Source organism: Phaeobacter sp. JH204B, from assembly GCF_048055755.1.
Classification (GTDB): Bacteria; Pseudomonadota; Alphaproteobacteria; order Rhodobacterales; family Rhodobacteraceae; genus Phaeobacter; species Phaeobacter bryozoorum.
On sequence record NZ_JAYMXF010000009.1, the window covers coordinates 106,727 to 123,352 of the forward strand.

The 16,626-nt window shown below is 62.7% G+C and carries 15 protein-coding genes; 9 read left to right on the forward strand and 6 right to left on the reverse strand.

The window, feature by feature from the left end; genetic code table 11:
* The first annotated feature begins 260 nt into the window (after nucleotides 1-260).
* Entirely contained in the window at nucleotides 261-845 is a 585-nt protein-coding gene (locus VXL81_RS04640) for a lytic transglycosylase domain-containing protein (RefSeq protein WP_416553133.1), read from the forward strand.
* A gap of 293 nt (nucleotides 846-1,138) precedes the next feature.
* Nucleotides 1,139-1,513: a hypothetical protein gene (locus VXL81_RS04645; protein ID WP_340545433.1), complete on the forward strand. Its 375-nt coding sequence runs from the start codon at nucleotides 1,139-1,141 to the stop codon at nucleotides 1,511-1,513.
* A 27-nt stretch (nucleotides 1,514-1,540) separates the two neighbouring features.
* Here the strand turns inward: VXL81_RS04645 and VXL81_RS04650 are convergent, their stop codons facing one another.
* The 6 genes from VXL81_RS04650 to miaA form a co-directional block, all read right to left on the reverse strand.
* Nucleotides 1,541-3,628: an ABC transporter ATP-binding protein gene (locus VXL81_RS04650; protein WP_340545434.1), complete on the reverse strand. Its 2,088-nt coding sequence runs from the start codon at nucleotides 3,626-3,628 to the stop codon at nucleotides 1,541-1,543.
* Between the two features lie 102 nt (nucleotides 3,629-3,730).
* Nucleotides 3,731-5,173, reverse strand: a complete 1,443-nt coding sequence (locus tag VXL81_RS04655; protein WP_340545435.1) for an ABC transporter permease — start codon at nucleotides 5,171-5,173, stop codon at nucleotides 3,731-3,733.
* Between the two features lie 14 nt (nucleotides 5,174-5,187).
* Nucleotides 5,188-6,240 (reverse strand): ABC transporter permease, encoded by a 1,053-nt coding sequence (locus VXL81_RS04660; protein ID WP_340545436.1) that lies wholly within the window; start codon nucleotides 6,238-6,240, stop codon nucleotides 5,188-5,190.
* Between the two features lie 139 nt (nucleotides 6,241-6,379).
* Nucleotides 6,380-8,050 carry an ABC transporter substrate-binding protein gene (locus VXL81_RS04665; RefSeq protein ID WP_416553135.1) on the reverse strand — a complete coding sequence of 557 codons (1,671 nt, stop codon included), beginning with the start codon at nucleotides 8,048-8,050 and terminating at the stop codon, nucleotides 6,380-6,382.
* A gap of 410 nt (nucleotides 8,051-8,460) precedes the next feature.
* Nucleotides 8,461-9,285, reverse strand: a complete 825-nt coding sequence (locus VXL81_RS04670; RefSeq protein WP_340545438.1) for an AraC family transcriptional regulator — start codon at nucleotides 9,283-9,285, stop codon at nucleotides 8,461-8,463.
* A gap of 306 nt (nucleotides 9,286-9,591) precedes the next feature.
* On the reverse strand, nucleotides 9,592-10,464 hold the full coding sequence (gene miaA, locus VXL81_RS04675; protein WP_416553137.1) for a tRNA (adenosine(37)-N6)-dimethylallyltransferase MiaA: 873 nt from the start codon (nucleotides 10,462-10,464) through the stop codon (nucleotides 9,592-9,594).
* A gap of 146 nt (nucleotides 10,465-10,610) precedes the next feature.
* Here miaA and pyrH point away from each other — a divergent pair, with 146 nt between their 5' ends.
* From pyrH to VXL81_RS04710, 7 genes are all read left to right on the forward strand, one after another.
* The gene (gene pyrH, locus VXL81_RS04680; RefSeq protein WP_340545440.1) at nucleotides 10,611-11,360 is read left to right on the forward strand and encodes a UMP kinase; all 750 of its coding nucleotides are present in this window, start codon (nucleotides 10,611-10,613) and stop codon (nucleotides 11,358-11,360) included.
* A gap of 275 nt (nucleotides 11,361-11,635) precedes the next feature.
* A complete protein-coding gene (gene frr / locus VXL81_RS04685; protein ID WP_340545441.1) occupies nucleotides 11,636-12,199 on the forward strand; it encodes a ribosome recycling factor in 564 nt (187 codons plus the stop codon).
* 9 nt (nucleotides 12,200-12,208) lie between these two features.
* On the forward strand, nucleotides 12,209-12,967 hold the full coding sequence (locus tag VXL81_RS04690; RefSeq protein WP_340545442.1) for an isoprenyl transferase: 759 nt from the start codon (nucleotides 12,209-12,211) through the stop codon (nucleotides 12,965-12,967).
* Nucleotides 12,964-13,755, forward strand: coding sequence for a phosphatidate cytidylyltransferase (locus VXL81_RS04695; RefSeq protein WP_340545443.1), 792 nt, complete (start codon nucleotides 12,964-12,966; stop codon nucleotides 13,753-13,755). The genes VXL81_RS04690 and VXL81_RS04695 overlap by 4 nt, the downstream gene beginning before the upstream one ends.
* Nucleotides 13,755-14,927 carry a 1-deoxy-D-xylulose-5-phosphate reductoisomerase gene (gene dxr, locus VXL81_RS04700; protein ID WP_416553139.1) on the forward strand — a complete coding sequence of 391 codons (1,173 nt, stop codon included), beginning with the start codon at nucleotides 13,755-13,757 and terminating at the stop codon, nucleotides 14,925-14,927. Before VXL81_RS04695 ends, dxr begins: the two co-directional genes overlap by 1 nt.
* A 4-nt stretch (nucleotides 14,928-14,931) precedes the next feature.
* The gene (rseP, locus tag VXL81_RS04705; protein ID WP_340545445.1) at nucleotides 14,932-16,281 is read left to right on the forward strand and encodes an RIP metalloprotease RseP; all 1,350 of its coding nucleotides are present in this window, start codon (nucleotides 14,932-14,934) and stop codon (nucleotides 16,279-16,281) included.
* A gap of 187 nt (nucleotides 16,282-16,468) precedes the next feature.
* A complete protein-coding gene (locus tag VXL81_RS04710; protein WP_340545446.1) occupies nucleotides 16,469-16,594 on the forward strand; it encodes a hypothetical protein in 126 nt (41 codons plus the stop codon).
* Nucleotides 16,595-16,626 lie beyond the last annotated feature (32 nt).

Sequence of the window (16,626 nt, forward strand, 5' to 3'; positions counted from 1 at the left end):
CGGCGGGCCCCGTCGGGGTATGAAATCTGTCCGGTCCGAATCTGGTCGCGCCGGGTTGGCGGCCACACTACCGCTCCGGGTCGCCACATGAAAGTCGGCTGGCCGCGATATCTGAGGTCATCCTCATATTTTGCGCGAGAGGCGCCCGCATCACCGGCCGCAGCCGCAGGAAACGCGAAGGTTCTTTTCTTTTTAGTCAATCCGGATATAGTTTCGCGCAATCCAGGATACGGAAAAACAGGGACAGGGCAGGGCGTTTTATGCGTAGGCTGTTGGTGGGGGTCACGCTGGCCGGTGTTGTGTCGGGCCAGATGGCGACGGCAGATATGTTCAGCACAAAGAGCCAGCGCAAGCTGTTTGCCTCGCACGCGCGGGTTCTGGATGAGCGCGCTGCCGGGCAGTACAAGAATTCGATCCGCCTGCAACCGCCCACCATCCATACGCCCTCCAAACACGGCAGCCTGCCGTATAGAGGCAAATATCGGGGCCAGTATCTGAACATTGCGCGGGCCGCGGCGCAGAAACACGGCGTGCCGGAGGATCTGTTTCTGCGACTGGTGCAGCAGGAAAGCGGCTGGAACCCGACGGCAAAATCCCACAAGGGCGCGCTGGGGCTGGCACAGCTGATGCCCGCCACCGCCAAGGCGCTGGGGGTGGATGCCACCGATCCCAGGCAGAACCTGGAAGGTGGCGCGCGCTACCTCGCCCGGCAGTACCGCAAGTTCGGATCCTGGCGGCTGGCGCTGGCGGCCTATAACGCAGGCCCCGAAGCGGTGCGCAAACATGGCGGTGTGCCGCCCTACCGCGAGACCCAGAACTACGTGAAGAAGATCTGGGGCAGCTAAGCCCCTCCGGCAGGGGATTGCGCCAGGGTGACCGTCGCGCAGCAGCCTGACCACGCTGAGCCTGCGCGCTTGGGGGCGCAATTGACCGGGGGTCTGCGTGTTTTCTCTGTTTGAAATCTGAGCTTCAAATCTGAAATTCTACGCAGTTTCGGCAGCAGCTTGCCGATTGTCCGGGCGATCGGCATTAATACGCTGATAATCTTCCTTAATGCCGCGTTAACTCCGTCTGACTGCCAGAAAGTTGCCTTAATCTCTTGGCAACTAATCGGAAGCTTCAGAAGAGGAATATCCCGGTGTCTTTCAAACGCTTCGACGAACGCCTGAATCAGATGCAATGGCAGCCCCAGTCCGGCCCGTCGCCGCAGATCGTTGACAGTGTGATTGCCGACCGCGCACCGCTGGCGATCCGCGGCGTGGAGTTCACGCTGGCGGGCGCCATTCTGGGCATCCTGATCGGTGTCGGCCTCAAGGGGATCTATACGCCCGGCGCGCCCTGGGGACCCAATACCGGCCAGATCGGGCTGCTGATCGGCGGCGCCTCTCTCGCCGGGGCGGCGGCCTCTATTGCGCTGGCCGCCTATGCCGTGCTGCGCCGCCACGATATGCCGCGACTGATGCAGTTTGCCTCGATGAACCTGCTGATCATCGTGATGCTTCTGCTGGGCTGATCGTTTCCCAGGCGCCCTGACCGCCGATCACTCGGCGGCGATTTTGATCACCGGTTCCATCTGGGCCAGTTCGGCATCGTCGAGATGGCATTTCACCTGATGGCCCCCCGCAAGGGTGCGGACCGGCGGAACCTCGCGTTCGCAGAGCCCATCGGCCACCTTCGACTTCCAGCGGCAGCGGGTCTGAAACGGGCAGCCGGGCGGCGGGTTCATCGCCGAGGGGATATCGCCTTCCAGCACGATATGGCGTTTCTCAACCGAGGTGTCGGCGATCGGCACGGCGCTCAGCAGCGCCTCTGTATAGGGGTGATAGGGCGGGGCAAAGACCTGATCGGTGGTGCCCAGTTCCACCACATGGCCGAGATACATCACCATCACGCGGTCGCTGAGATAGCGCACAATGCTGAGGTCGTGGGAGATGAACAGGAGCGTTGTCTTCTCCTTGCGCTGGATTTCCATCAGCAGATCGGTGACCGCCGCCTGCACCGAGACATCCAGCGCCGAGACCGGCTCATCCGCCACCACGATGCGGGCGCCACCGGCAAAGGCGCGGGCAATGCCGACGCGCTGTTTCTGCCCGCCTGACAGCTGGCGCGGCATCCGGTCGGCAAAAGCCCGCGGCAGCTTGACCAGATCCAGCAGCTCCAGCATCCGCTCCCGGCGCGCCGCCGTGCTGTCGCCGATGCCAAAGATTTCCAGCGCCCGCATGATCTGACGGCCCACGGTCATCGAGGGGTTCAGCGTGTCGAACGGGTTCTGAAACACCATCTGCACATCGGACACCGTGCGGGTGTCGCGCTGTTCGATCGGGGTGGCTTCGATATTCTTGCCATCCAATTCGATGGCGCCATCGGTCGCGGTCTCCAGCCCCATCAGCACCTTGGCAAAGGTGGATTTGCCGCAGCCGCTCTCGCCGACGATGGCCAGGGTCTCACTCTCCCGGGCCTCGAAGCTCAGGGTTTCGTTGGCCTTCACCACCTTGCGCGCGCCGCTGTCAAACAGCGCATTGGCCGAGACCTCGTAATATTTGCGCAGATTGTCGATTTTCAGGACCACCTTGCCGACCTCGGGTTTTTCCTTTTGCACAGCGGCGGCAATCGGGGCGTTCCAGTCGATTTCATCATGGCGCAGACAGCGGGTATGGTGGCGGTCGTTGCCATGGACGGCTGCCATCGGAATATCCTGGGCATCACAGCGCCCGGCCACGAAGTAATCGCAGCGCGGGCCGAAGTTGCAGCCGGGCGGGCGCTCGTGGGGCAGCGGGAAGTTGCCGGGGATTGCCACCAGGGGGCGCGCATTCTTGTCGGCGCCGGGCAGCGGGATCGAGCGGAACAGCGCCTGGGTATAGGGATGCTGCATCTCGTCAAAGACATCATGGATGGAGCCGCGCTCCACCGCCTCGCCGGAATACATCACACAGAGCCGGTCGCAGGTTTCCAGCACCAGCCCGAGGTTGTGGCTGATGAACAGCATTGAGGTGCCGTATTTCTTGCCCAGATCCTTCACCAGCTCGACCACGGCGGCCTCCACCGTCACGTCGAGCGCGGTGGTCGGCTCATCAAGGATCAGCAGCGCCGGTTTCGACATCAAGGCCATGGCGATCACGATACGTTGCTGCTGGCCGCCCGACAGCTGATGCGGAAAGGAATTCAGCATCCGCTCAGGGTCGGGCAGGCGGACATCGCTCACCACCTCCAGCGCGCGCCGATAGGCCTCTTCCTTGCTGACGCCCTCGTGGATCATCGGCACTTCCATCAGCTGCTTGCCGATCTTCATCGCCGGATTGAGCGAGGCCATCGGCTCCTGATAGATCATCGCGATCTCATTGCCGCGCACATCGCGCAGCTCTTCGGCGCTCATCTCGCTCAGATCGCGGCCCTTGAACTTGATGGAGCCGCCGGTGATGCGGCCGTTCTTGCCCAGATCCTGCATCACGCCAAGCGCCACTGTGGATTTGCCGCAGCCCGATTCCCCGACCAGCCCCACCGCCTCGCCGGGCTGCACGGTGACGGAGAAATCCATCACCGCCGGAATTTCGCGCAACCGGGTGAAAAAGGAGATCGACAGCTTGTCGATTTCCAGGATCGGGCCGTCATAATCTGCCAGTTTGTTCATCATCTTATCTCCCTGTTGGAGCTGGAAGGGTGGTCTGCCCTTCTTCTGGCCCCAAAATATCCCGGGGGTCCGGGGGCTGGCCCCCGGTCCGACCGGTTCGGATCAATCGCGCAGGCTTTCTTCGCGCAGGCCATCGGCCAGGAGGTTCAGCCCCAGAACCAGGCTCAGCAGCGCCAGCGCCGGCGGCAGCGGCGGGTGCAGGTAGACCGACAGCAGCTTGCGCCCGTCGTTGATGGTGCTGCCCCAGTCAGGGCTTTCCGGTGGCAGGCCCAGTCCGAAAAAGCCCAGCGTGCCGAGGAGGATGGTGGTATAGCCGATGCGCAGGCAGAAATCGACGATCAGCGGCCCGCGCGCATTGGGCAGGATCTCCCACAGCATGATGTACCAGGGCCGTTCCCCCCGGGTCTGGGCGGCGGCGACATAGTCGCGGGTCTTGATGTCCATGGTGAGCCCGCGCACGATGCGGAACACGGTGGGCGAATTGACAAAGACAACCGAGACAAAGACCACCAGAATACCGCCCGGCACGTCAAAGAGATCGAGCGGCCAGAAGGTAATCTTGGATCCCGCCTCATTGATCAGCGACAGATAGCCCAGCAGGCCCGGGATCAGCACGACGGCCAGCCAGAGCGCGCTGTGCTGCGGCCGGGTGCGGAAGCGCGAGTGGATCAGCACCCCGACAAAGATCAGCGGAAAGGCAAAGAGCACCACGGCGATATATTGCGGCAGGCCGGTTGCGATGATCTCCGGGGTGACCAGCAGGTAGAACAGCAGGATCACCGGGAAGGCCAGGATCAGGTTGGCGAGGAAGGACAGCACCGTGTCCCACAGGCCGCCGTAATAGCCCGCAGGCAGCCCCAGCGTGATCCCCACCATAAAGGCAAACACCGTGGCCAGCGGCGCGATCTGCACCACCACCCAGGCGCCATCTATCAGGCGGCTGAAGACGTCGCGTGCCAGGTTGTCACCGCCAAGCAGATACCAGGCCGCAATGCCGCTGTCGGCCTCGGCGCCGGGCAGGGGGGTGCCGGGCAGCTTGTTCTTGAGGCCACTGACCTGGGTCAGCGGGTCGTGCGGTGAGATCAGATCCATCGCGCCCAGCACACCGGTAAAGACCCAGAACATCACCAGCGCAAAGCCGATCATACCGATTGGGCTGTCGAACAGCTTGCCATAAAGACCGAGCCGCCGCTTGAAGGTCATCGACACCGCAAACAGCACCACCAGCGCGATCCAGACCGGCAGCAGCAGCCGCGCCATGGCACCGACGATGCCGCCGCTGGCGCCAAACAGCACGCCGAAGAGGATATAGATCAGGATCAGTCCGATCACCGCAAGAAAGCTGAGGCGCACCGCCCTGCCGGCCAGCACATCGGGTGTGGTCGCGAGACCGGCGCTGCCATGGGCGTTGATCATTGTTGTCGGGCTGACCGTGACGATGCTGAGCACCAGCCAGGCAATGATGCAGAGCGCCAGTGCCACCAGGGCAAGGATCAGCACCGGGTTCAGAAAGGCAAGACTTCCGGTCCAGCTGAGAGGGTCCATGCTGCGTTCCTCCTTCAGGAAATCCGGATACGGGGATTGAGATAGACATAGCCAATGTCGGAAATCAGCTGCGTGAGCAGCACGACAACGACAGAGACCACCGAAATCCCCAAGAGCAGTTCGATGTCATTATTGCCAGCCGCCTCGACCAGCGCCCAGCCGAAGCCCTTGTAGTTGAACAGGGTCTCGACAATCACCACGCCGTTCAGCAGCCAGGGAAACTGCAGCATGATCACCGTGAAGGGGGCGATCAGCGCATTCCGCAGCGCGTGACGCATGACGATTTTTGGAAAACTGACGCCCTTGAGCCGGGCGGTACGGATATACTGTGCGGTCATCACCTCGGTCATGGAGGCGCGGGTCATCCGGGCGATATAGCCGATGCCATAAAGGGCGATGGTCAGTACCGGCAGGAAGAAGTTTTCGAAATTGGCGTCGACCATCGCCGAATTTGCGGTGCCCTTGAACCATTTCAAGCCAACGGCAGAGGAGGTGAAGACCGCCATGAAGATCACACCGGAGACATATTCCGGGGTTGCCGTGGTCAGGATCGAGGCGGTTGACAGTGTGCGGTCCGTGACGGAGCCTTCGCGCATCCCGGCCAGGATCCCGATCAAGAGCGCCGAGGGCACCATCAGGATCAGCACCCACATCATCAGAAAACCGGTATTGCCAAGGCGCGTTGCAATGATGGAACTGACATCATCCTTGAAAACGCTCGAATGGCCCCAGTCGCCCTGAAGAATGCCGCAGAAACGTGGGGCGGCTGCGGCCTCTTCGGCGGGTTGAACCCCGGTGATGCAGCGCCCTGTGGTCCCCTCATCTGTCACCGTGGTCCAGCCCGGCAGCACTCCCAGCCATTGGCCGTATTTCACCGGCATCGGTTGCAGATACCCTCCCTTTTCCAGCCAGCTGGCGACCGCCTCGTCCGACATGCGGAAGTTGCCTTGGGTCTTGGCGAGTTTTTCAAGGTTCGGGTAGAGATTGGTCAGCGTGAAGACGATGAAGGTCAGGCAGAGCGCGGTCAGGATCATGATCCCGACACGCCTGAGGATGAACAGTCCCATGGAATGCTCCCGTTGGTGGCTGTACGCCTTGAGTTAGGCCAATGGTCAGGCCGCAGTCGGCGGCCTGCCAGGCTATTGAGCGTTTTCTTGCGGCCAGAAGCTTTGGGCCGCGCCGTGCGGCGCGGCCCGCTGTGTCAGATCAGGCCTTGAAAGCCCATTTGTAGATCTGGGGCAGATCGGCGATGTGCTTGTCGACGCCGACCACATTGTCGGTGTGGTGGCGGATGGCGGTCCGCCAGAAGGGCTGGATGGTAACGCCTTCGTCAATCATGATGGCCTGTAGCTTGGCCATGACTTCGCGCCGTTTATCGACATCTGCAAGTGCGTTGGCTTCGGCCAGCAGGCTGTCGAACTCTTCATTCGCAAAACCGGCTTCGTTCCAGGCTTCGCCGGAGCGGTAAGCCAGTCCCAGAACCTGGGTGCCGAGCGGGCGGTGGTTCCAGTTGGTGGAGCTGAACGGGTATTTCGCCCAGTCGTTCCAGAAGGTCGAGCCGGGCAGAATGGTCCGTTTGACCTTGAAGCCCGCGTCACGCAGCTGGGCTGCGACCGCGTCGGTCGTGTTGCGGCGCCAGTCGTCGTCGATGGAGTGCAGCTCGTGCTCATAGTCGAGCATGCCTGCCTCTTCCATCAGCGCCTTGGCCTTGGCCGGGTCAAACGGCAGCCGCGTCACAGTCGGATCGTGTTCGGGGTGCATCGGGCCGACATGGCAGTTGTCTGCCGGAATGCCATAGCCGGACATGCCCAGTTCAAGGCAGACGGTGTTGTCCACCGCCATGGCAATCGCCTGGCGCACGCGCTTGTCGGCATAAGGCTTGGTGCCGTTGACCTCGGTCAGCTGGTTGGGGCGGATCACGATGGTGAAGCCGGAGGCGATTTCCGAGCGGTTCAGGCCGATGCCGTCAAAGATATCGACGTATTCCCCCACGGATTCCCAGTTCATATCAATTTCTTCGGCCTCATAGGCCGCCAGGAACGACGCCGGATCGGTGCCGTAATCAATGAATTCGATCCGGTCCAGATAGCCGCCTTTGCCCGCTGCGGTGCCCCACCATTCGTGGTCTTCGTTGCGTACGAGGACGCCTTTCACGCCGACTTCCATCGACTCAGGCAGCATGTAACCGGTGCCGATGGGGTTCTCCAGCATGGTGTCGCCGGTATGGCTGGCATGGGTGATCTGCGCGGGATAATCAGCCATCCCCGGAATGATGGTGATGTCCGGGGTGTTGGTTTTCAGCAGCACGGTATGGCTGTCGACAACGGTGATGGCGCCTTCGGCGGCTTGGCCGGTGTCGGCGTCGATCAGCGACGCCATACGGCCTGCCATGGAGTTGCCCTCGACGCTCTTGTCGCACCAGCCGGTGATGTTGCGGGCCACGTCCTCTGCGGTGAAATCGTCGCCATTGTTCCACTTCACCCCTTTGCGGACATGCAGGGTGAACTCGGTCGCGTTTTCGTTGACGTCCCAGCTTTCCAGCAGCAGCGGCTCAAAGGAGCCATCGCTGTTGTATTCGACCAGGAATTCCAGCCAGCCGGAGGTAAAGGTTGCGATCTGCGCCCAGTCATAGGTGCGCGGGTCCTTCAGGGCGCGCACTTCCATCTGCATGCGCAGGGTGCCGCCGGTCTGTTCATGACCTGCGGCCTGAACAGGGGCGTCAAGCCCAAGGAGGCCGTATGCCGCAGCCGAACTGACGCCAAGCGCGGTGGCGCGGACCATGAATTCGCGTCGATCCATCTTCCCAGCAAGGGTTTCTGTCGCATACATCTTTGCCGCCGGGTGGATATCGGTCCCGGTGATGGTGTCTTTTGTCATGTGGCTCTCCCTGTTGCACCGCAAGTTTTCGCTTTTGGAACGGCGGGCCATCTGAGCTGGCTGGCGCCGTTTGAGGTGCTGTGTTCAAAGATTGTTTCCCCGTCTGATCATTCGGCCCCAGATCGCGGGTGAGGTCAATGTAAGAAGTCGACGTTTCACATGACTTTTGCGACATTGTCGGTGTCGGTTTTGTGTTTTTCCCCAAGGGAGGCCAGTCCGAAAGTTTTAGTACTGGGCATATGTGCACAGTCAGCCGGTAGGCCGCGCGTCTGTCGCCGGGGTGACTCGTGGACGTTTAGCGCGGTCCAGGGGCTGGGGAATTCGGCGCGAGGTGGTGCAGGCGCGCAGGCGCGGCGCCGCTGCGCCCCCGGTGGACACGGTGCGGGGGAGATCTGGTGCGGCCTGATATCTCAGGCGGCGCGTTTCAGCTTTTCGCGCGCCTGTTTGCGCAGACGGCTTGGGGTTTCACCGGTGTGCTGGGTGATGAAGCGGGTGAAATAGGCGGCGCTGCCAAAACCGAGGGTCGAGGCGATATCGCGCATCGGCAATTCAGAGTTGATCAGCAGGCTGCGCGCCGCGTGCAGCTGGCGCTCGGTCAGCAGAGCGCCCGCCGTCTTGCCGGTTTCGGATTTGCAGACGCGGGTCAGATGTGTCGGCGTCACATTCAGCGCGGCGGCATGATCGGCCATGCTGGCATGTTGGGCATAGCATTCGACAATGCGCCCGCAATAGCCCTGAGCCAGCCGCTGGGCAGCGGTGGGTTTGCCGCTGGTGCTGCTGCGTTCCGCCATCAGGCGGCGGATGTGGATTGCGATCAGCGTGCCATGGGCCTGCATCGCGCGATACCACAGTGCGGGGCGATCCTGCTGTTCGGCCTGCATGGCCTGGAACATGCTGTTGATCACCGCCTGATCCTGAGCATCGGGGATGCGCAGCGTGTCGGCGGCATCGGGGAAATCCATCGGGGTCGAGGTGGGCACATTCATGACCTGGCCGATGCACTGCCGACCCAGCTCCAGCGACCACAGGGTCCCGGCCGGAACAAAGATGGCGCTGTTGGGGCCAAAGCCACGCTGCTGCCCGTTCAGAAAGACCCGCCCCTGGCCACGGGTGATCCAGATCAGCAGATTTTCGGGGCGGTCATGTGCCAATTCGACCTGCCAAGGCCCATCGGGAGTCAGCTGCGACAGCGGTGCGACTGTGATCTCGCCGATATGGGTGGGGTCAAAAGGCATAGGCTGGTTGATATGTGATGCTCGTATTTTCGGTTGGCGCAAATGGACATGAAAAATTGATTCTGGCAAGTTTTTGCCGAAAAATGCTTAAGGATTTAATAGAATTGCAGGTCTCTGCATGGGGTTTGGGCAACAATGTGCGTATGACGCGCGGTCATCTGGACATTTTGTCCACATCTGTTCCGCGCACCGTGCCGCCGATGTCATTCTGGCCAGCGAAAGCGCTATCGACCGGACGCAAGCCGGGGTGCCGGGCAGTACCAAGGCGGCGTTCCGACGGTGTTTTCGAGGCTGTTCGGACGGCCCTCAGGCCGGACGGTAGGGCGTCCACTGCTTCATTCGCGCGCGGAACCACGTGCGCTGACGTTTGGCAAACTGCCGGGTCGCAACCGAGGCTCGCTCCCGCGCCTCCGCCTCGGTCATCGCGCCCAGGTAATGCGCCATCAGCTCCGGAACGCCAATTGCGCGGCAGGAGGGCAGGGCGGGATCATAGCGATCCTGCATGGCGGCAATCTCCTCCATCGCACCGGCCTCCATCATCGCATCAAAGCGGCGGCGGATCCGCGCTTCGAGCCATTCCTTGTCGGTGTCAAAAACAATCGCGGTGCAGCGATCCAGTGGCAGCGGCGGCGGCGGTGTTTCGGCCTGCCAGTCGGCCAGGCCACGACCGGTCGCAGTCAGCACCTCATAGGCGCGCTGCACCCGGGCGCGATTGAGAAGGTCGATCCGCTCAGCCGTCGCGGCATCCAGCGCCGCGCGCATATCCTCAAGCGACAGCAGATCGGCCTGCGCCCGGACCTCGGCCGGGGTGGCAGGGATCTCCGCAAGGCCCTGCGTGAGGGCGCTGAAATAAAGCCCGGTGCCACCGACGATGATCGGACGGGTGCCGTGGTCCAGCAGCGGCAGCACCTCGCGCAGCCAATGCCCGACGGAATAGTCGGCGTCATAAGGCTGGTGGCCATAGAGCAGATGCGGGGCCTGCGCCTCTTCCTCGGGGGAGGGGCGGGCGGTGATCACCCGCCAGCAGTCATAGACCTGACTGGCATCGGCATTGACGATCACGCCGCCCTGAGCTTCGGCGATCCGAAGCGCCAGCGCCGATTTGCCGGAGGCGGTTGGCCCGGCGATCAGCACCGGCTGGTGGGGCGGGATGTCTGGCAGCTGGGTTGCGGTGGTCATGCGGGCGTCCTGTTCTTTGGATGTTCTGCGGCGCGCGGAGCGTTGCTGCGGTGGGGCGCCGAAAAACATCTCAGGCCGCATTGATCCTGCCGCCGATTTGCTTCATTTTGCGCGCAAATTAACCCCGTCATATTCCGGAGCGCAACATGCCCCTTACAAACGATCAGCCGGAGGCCACGCCGGCGGCAACCTATAAACGTGTGATGCTGAAAATCTCAGGCGAGGCGCTGATGGGGGACCAGGGGTTTGGCCTGCATCCGCCAACCGTCCAGCGCATCGCGCAGGAGGTGAAATCCGTGCGCGACATGGGCGTAGAGATCTGCATGGTGATCGGCGGCGGCAATATCTTCCGCGGGTTGTCCGGCTCGGCCCAGGGGATGGAGCGGACAACGGCCGACTATATGGGGATGCTGGCCACGGTGATGAATGCGCTGGCGATGCAGTCGGCGCTGGAAGGTCTGGGTGTCTTTACCCGGGTAATCTCGGCCATTCGCATGGATGAGGTGGCCGAGCCCTACATTCGCCGCCGCGCCGTGCGTCACCTTGAAAAGAAACGGGTCTGCATCTTTGCCGCCGGCACCGGCAACCCCTATTTCACCACCGATACCGCGGCCACGCTGCGCGCCAATGAGATGGCCTGCGAGGCGATCTTTATGGGTAAGAATGGCGTCGATGGTGTCTATGACAAGGATCCCGCGCAGCATGACGACGCGGTGCGTTATGACACCATCAGCTACGACGAGGTTCTGGCCAAGCGGTTGAAGGTGATGGATGCCTCGGCCATTGCGCTGGCGCGCGACAACAACCTGCCGCTGATGGTGTTCCCGCTGGATGAGCCGGGCGGCTTCCGGGGCATTCTGGCGGGCAAGGGGACCTACACGAAGGTTCACGGCTAACCGCGCCGGGGTGGGCAGGGCGCACTTGCCCTTGCCACATGCACAATGAGCCGCGCGCCCGGATCGAGATCCGGCGCGCGGTTTTTTCATGTGGCGCGCGGCGCTGGCGGCGGGTCTTGTGCGGCGGCGGCTGACCGGCTGCGGTGCCGGGCCGTCCCGGAGAAGGGCAGAACCCTGCCTGTGGCCGCTTCAAATCTGCGGCAAGATCGCTATACAACGCCGCACCAATGTCTTATGAGCAATGCAAACACCGCCTCAAGTCAGGGGAGAGCAGAATGTCTGACGATTTTATTCTCGATACCGATGATCTACAGCGCCGCATGGATGGTGCCATGGCCAATCTCAGAACCGAATTCGCGTCGCTGCGGACCGGTCGTGCCTCCGCCTCGATGCTGGAGCCCGTGATGGTGGACGCCTATGGCTCGATGACGCCGATCAACCAGGTTGGCACCGTCAACGTGCCGGAGCCGCGCATGGTCACCATCAACGTCTGGGACAAGGCGCTGGTCGGCAAGGTCGAAAAAGCCATCCGTGAATCCGGTCTGGGCATCAACCCGCAGCTCAATGGCACCATCATCATGCTGCCGATCCCCGAGCTGAACGAAGAACGTCGCCGCGAGCTGACCAAAGTGGCCGGCCAGTATGCCGAGCACGCGCGGGTGTCGATCCGCAATGTGCGCCGCGATGGGATGGACCAGATCAAGAAAGCCAAGGCCGACGGCATGTCCGAGGACGACCAGAAGCTCTGGGAAGGCGAAGTTCAGGAGCTGACCGACAAGATGATTAAGGTTGTCGACGCGGCTCTGGAAACCAAACAAGCCGAAATTATGCAGGTCTGACACCTGCTTATGTCACAGAGCACAGACACCGTCCTGGCGCCGGATGAGAGCGACCTCGCACCGGAACGCGGCCCGAAACATGTTGCCATCATCATGGATGGCAATGGCCGCTGGGCACAGGCGCGGGGCCGTCCGCGTCTGTTCGGTCACCACGCGGGCGCCAAACGGGTGCGCGAGGTGGTGGAATGCTGCCCCGCGCTGGGGGTGAAATACCTCACCATCTTTGCCTTTTCGACCGAGAACTGGAAGCGCACGCAGGTGGAGGTCGCAGGCCTCATGAGCCTGTTCCGCCGCTATATCTCCAAGGAGATGAAAGCGCTGTCGCAGCGCAATGTCCGGGTCCGTTTCATCGGGGACCGGGTGCGGCTGGACAAAAAGCTGGTCGCGCTGATGGACCAGCTGGAGCAGGAGACCGCCTGCAATGACGGTACCCACCTGACCATCGCGCTGAATTATGGCAGCCGTGACGAGGTGGCGCGGGCCACCAAACGGCTGGCCGAGGATGTGGCAGCGGGGCGCCTGAACCCTGCGGATGTGGATGAGGAAACCCTGCCACGTTATCTCGATACCCATGTGTTGCCCGATCCAGATCTGGTCATCCGCACCAGCGGTGAAGCGCGGATCTCCAACTTTCTGCTGTGGCAGTCGGCCTATGCGGAATATGAGTTCATCGACACGCTGTGGCCGGATTTCACCGCCGACGAGATGGACCGGCTGTGCCGCAGCTACGGGCAGCGGGATCGCCGGTTTGGCGCGGTGAAGACATGAGCGCCGCGGGACGTTGGGCCGATCTGATGCCGCGGGTGATCTCCGCCATCGTGATGATCGTCGTGGGTGGCTGGGCCGTATGGCGCGGGGGCGTGGTGTTTGACCTGCTGATCGCGGCGGCCTGTGGTGGCATGATCTGGGAATTGCTGCGCATGGTGGTGCCTGATCGTCAGGGGCTGGCGCTGCCGCTCGGCGTCCTGTCGATGGGGGCGGTGCTGGCCGCAGCGCTGATGGGCGGCGGCTGGGCGCTTGGCCTGCTGCTGATACCGGCGCTGCTGGGCGCGCTGGCCATCGACATCCGCCGGGGCATTTACATCGGTTTCGCGCTTTGGGTGCTGTTCGCGGCCTATGCGTTCATCTGGATGCGCAGCGCGCTGGGGCTGGATTGGATGATCTGGCTGATCTCGGTTGTGGTGGCCACGGATATTGCGGGCTATTTCGCCGGTAAGACCTTTGGCGGGCCGAAATTCTGGCCGCGTGTCAGCCCGAAGAAAACCTGGTCCGGCACCTCTGCGGGCTGGATCGCGGCCGCAGCTGTCGGTGCGGTCTTTGCGGTGCAGGGCGGGCTTGGCTTTGGCGTCGTGCTGCTGTCGGTGCTAGTCTCCATGGCCAGCCAGGCCGGTGACGTTGCCGAAAGCGCGCTGAAACGGAAGATGGCTGTGAAGGATTCCAGCGGCCTGATCCCGGGCCACGGCGGGCTGTTCGACCGCTTTGACGGTATGCTGGGCGCGGCGGCCATGGTGCTGCTGGTACTCAGCCTGTGGGGTCTGCCCGGCGGGACGATCTGATGCGCAAGATCTCGATTTTCGGGGCCACCGGATCCATTGGTCAGAATACGATTGACCTGATCCGGCGGGCCCCCGGTGACTACAATGTGGTGGCGCTGACCGGTGGCGCCAATATTGCCCAGCTGGCACAGGATGCCAGAGCGCTGCGTGCCGATATCGCCGTGACCGCCTATGATGACAAGCTGCCGGAGCTGCGGGCCGCCCTGGACGGTTCGGGCATCGTGGCGGCCGCCGGGCAGGCGGCGCTGGTCGAGGCGGCGTCGCGGCCTGCGGATTGGGTCATGTCGGCGATTGTCGGCGCGGCTGGCCTTGCTCCGGGGCTCGAGGCGCTGAAGCAGGGCGCGACTCTGGCGCTGGCGAATAAGGAATCGCTGGTTTGCGCCGGAGCGCTGCTGCTGGAGACCGCCCGCAGCCATAATGCGCGGCTCCTGCCCGTGGACAGCGAACATTCGGCGGTGTTTCAGGGGCTGGTCGGTGAAGACATCGCGGCGGTGGAACGTGTGGTGATCACCGCCTCTGGCGGGGCGTTTCGCGACTGGCCGCTGGAGCAGCTGAAGACCGCCACGGTGGCACAGGCCTCCTCGCATCCCAATTGGGACATGGGCCAGCGGATCACTATCGACAGTGCGTCCATGTTCAACAAGGCGCTGGAAGTCATTGAGACCCGTGAGTTTTTTCGCGTCGATCCAGACCAGATCGAAGTGGTGGTGCATCCTGAATCCATCGTTCACGCGCTGGTCGGTTTTCGCGACGGTGCGCTGATGGCGCATCTCGGCGCGCCGGATATGCGCCATGCCATTGGTTATGCGCTGCATTGGCCCGAACGGCGCGAGCTGCCTGTGGAGCGGCTGGATCTGGCGCGGCTGGCGCAGCTGACGTTTCGGGCGCCTGATCCCGCGCGCTATCCGGCATTGCGGCTGGCCTATGATGTGATGGCGCGGGGCGGGCTGATGGGGGCGGTGTTCAATGCCGCCAAGGAACGGGCGCTGGATCATTTCATCGCCGGGCGCATCGGCTTTCTGGACATGGCCAAAGTGGTGGCGCGGGTGCTGGATCAATTTGACAGTGCCGATCGCGGGCTAGATGAGGCAATGACACTTGATACGGTGCGCCGGACCGACCATCTCGCCCGTATGGACGCCGACAATGAAATTTTGAAATATGTAAGGTAAGCCCTTGGATCTCGTCTCCTTTCTTCCGCAGTTTGGCGGGTATCTCTATGTGATTGCCAGCTTTGTGGTGGCCCTGTCGGTGATCGTGGCTGTGCATGAATATGGCCATTACATCGTCGGGCGCTGGTCCGGGATCCATGCCGAGGTCTTCTCGCTGGGATTCGGTCCGGTGCTGTTTTCGCGGGTGGACAAGCGCGGCACCCGATGGCAGGTGGCGCTGCTGCCGTTTGGTGGCTACGTGAAGTTCCTTGGTGATGCGGATGCGGCCTCGGGAAAGGATAGCGCGGCAATGGCGGATGCGGCGGCTGATCCGGTGGCGCTGCGGCGCACGATGCACGGCGCGCCGCTTTGGGCGCGGGCGGCCACCGTCGCGGCGGGGCCGGTGTTCAACTTCATCATGTCCGCGCTGATTTTTGCCGGTGTTTTCATGGTGCAGGGCACCATGCGCGATCCGCTGACGGTGGAGCGGCTGGTGCCACTGCCGGGGCTGCAAACCGGCCTGCGCGAAGGTGACGCGCTGTTGCAGATCAACGGTGTCGATGTTCCCTCGCTGGAGGATAACACTGCCTTTGCGGCCTTCCGCGATGCGGTGCCGGAACAGCAGCCGCTAACCTATACCGTGCTGCGCGACGGCCAGCAGACCGAGGTCGAGGGACCGTATCCCTGGCCGCCGCATGTGCGTGGCGTGGCACCGCGCAGTGCCGCGTCTGACATCGACCTGCAGCCGGGCGATGTGATCACCGCCGTGGATGGCGCGCCGATCTTTGCCTTTGACCAGCTGAAACGCGCGGTTGAAAGCGCCGAGGGCAAGGTGTTGCTGCTGAAGGTCTGGCGCGCTGGCGAAGAGTTCGAGATGGCTCTGGCACCCCGCCGTGTGGATGAGCCGCAGGCGGATGGCGGCTTTGCCACCCGCTGGCGTATGGGCATTGTCGGTGGTCTGGCGTTTGAGCCTGCGACCGAGAGCCTGGGCCTTGGAGAGGCGCTTGGCGGTGGCGCGGCGCAGGTCTGGGGCGTGGTCGAAATGTCGCTTTCCGGGCTGAAACATATGATCACCGGTGCGATCAGCACCTGCAACCTGTCGGGTCCGATTGGCATTGCCGAGACCTCTGGTGCGATGGCAAGCCAGGGGGCGGCCAGCTTCATTCGGTTTATCGCCGTGCTCTCCACTGCCGTTGGCCTGCTGAACCTGTTCCCGATCCCGGCGCTGGATGGCGGGCATCTGATGTTCTACGCCTATGAGGCGGTGACCGGTAAGCCGCCGAATGATGCGGTGATGCGGGTACTGATGGCGGTTGGCATCTCCGCCATCCTCAGCCTGATGATGTTTGCGCTTTTCAACGATATCTTCTGCTAGGCGCTTTCTTGCCGACCGGCCACGATCCGGCTGGTCGGCAGATCCCGCAGCAGCAGGGCGCGCCAAACTGTCGCCACATTCCCCTGTTAATCCTTTGGTAAGCCGCCGGTGGGCAGCGGTGCCGCAGATCGCGGCGCGGTTGTGGCGGATGTGGGATCTTTTTTAGATAGACGGGAGAGTGGACGCCATGAGCAGCCTGCATATTACCAATACGGGATTGGGTCTTTTTATGCGCCTGAACTGGGACCGCGCCATGTCTGTGGCGACGATTTTGGGAGCGCTGGTGGCTGGGGCCTGGATCGGCAGTCTCTGAGTTTTCAACCTGTTGCAAGCAATCTGGCGCGT

Bases quoted from the DNA above. Each gene is read 5' to 3' on its own strand.
- VXL81_RS04640 (WP_416553133.1), top strand. From the start codon at position 261: ATGCGTAGGCTGTTGGTGGGGGTCACGCTGGCCGGTGTTGTGTCGGGC.
- VXL81_RS04650 (WP_340545434.1), bottom strand. From the start codon at position 3,628: ATGAACAAACTGGCAGATTATGACGGCCCGATCCTGGAAATCGACAAG.
- VXL81_RS04655 (WP_340545435.1), bottom strand. From the start codon at position 5,173: ATGGACCCTCTCAGCTGGACCGGAAGTCTTGCCTTTCTGAACCCGGTG.
- VXL81_RS04660 (WP_340545436.1), bottom strand. From the start codon at position 6,240: ATGGGACTGTTCATCCTCAGGCGTGTCGGGATCATGATCCTGACCGCG.
- VXL81_RS04665 (WP_416553135.1), bottom strand. From the start codon at position 8,050: ATGACAAAAGACACCATCACCGGGACCGATATCCACCCGGCGGCAAAG.
- VXL81_RS04670 (WP_340545438.1), bottom strand. From the start codon at position 9,285: ATGCCTTTTGACCCCACCCATATCGGCGAGATCACAGTCGCACCGCTG.
- miaA (WP_416553137.1), bottom strand. From the start codon at position 10,464: ATGACCACCGCAACCCAGCTGCCAGACATCCCGCCCCACCAGCCGGTG.
- pyrH (WP_340545440.1), top strand. From the start codon at position 10,611: ATGCCCCTTACAAACGATCAGCCGGAGGCCACGCCGGCGGCAACCTAT.
- frr (WP_340545441.1), top strand. From the start codon at position 11,636: ATGTCTGACGATTTTATTCTCGATACCGATGATCTACAGCGCCGCATG.
- VXL81_RS04690 (WP_340545442.1), top strand. From the start codon at position 12,209: ATGTCACAGAGCACAGACACCGTCCTGGCGCCGGATGAGAGCGACCTC.
- VXL81_RS04695 (WP_340545443.1), top strand. From the start codon at position 12,964: ATGAGCGCCGCGGGACGTTGGGCCGATCTGATGCCGCGGGTGATCTCC.
- dxr (WP_416553139.1), top strand. From the start codon at position 13,755: ATGCGCAAGATCTCGATTTTCGGGGCCACCGGATCCATTGGTCAGAAT.
- VXL81_RS04710 (WP_340545446.1), top strand. From the start codon at position 16,469: ATGAGCAGCCTGCATATTACCAATACGGGATTGGGTCTTTTTATGCGC.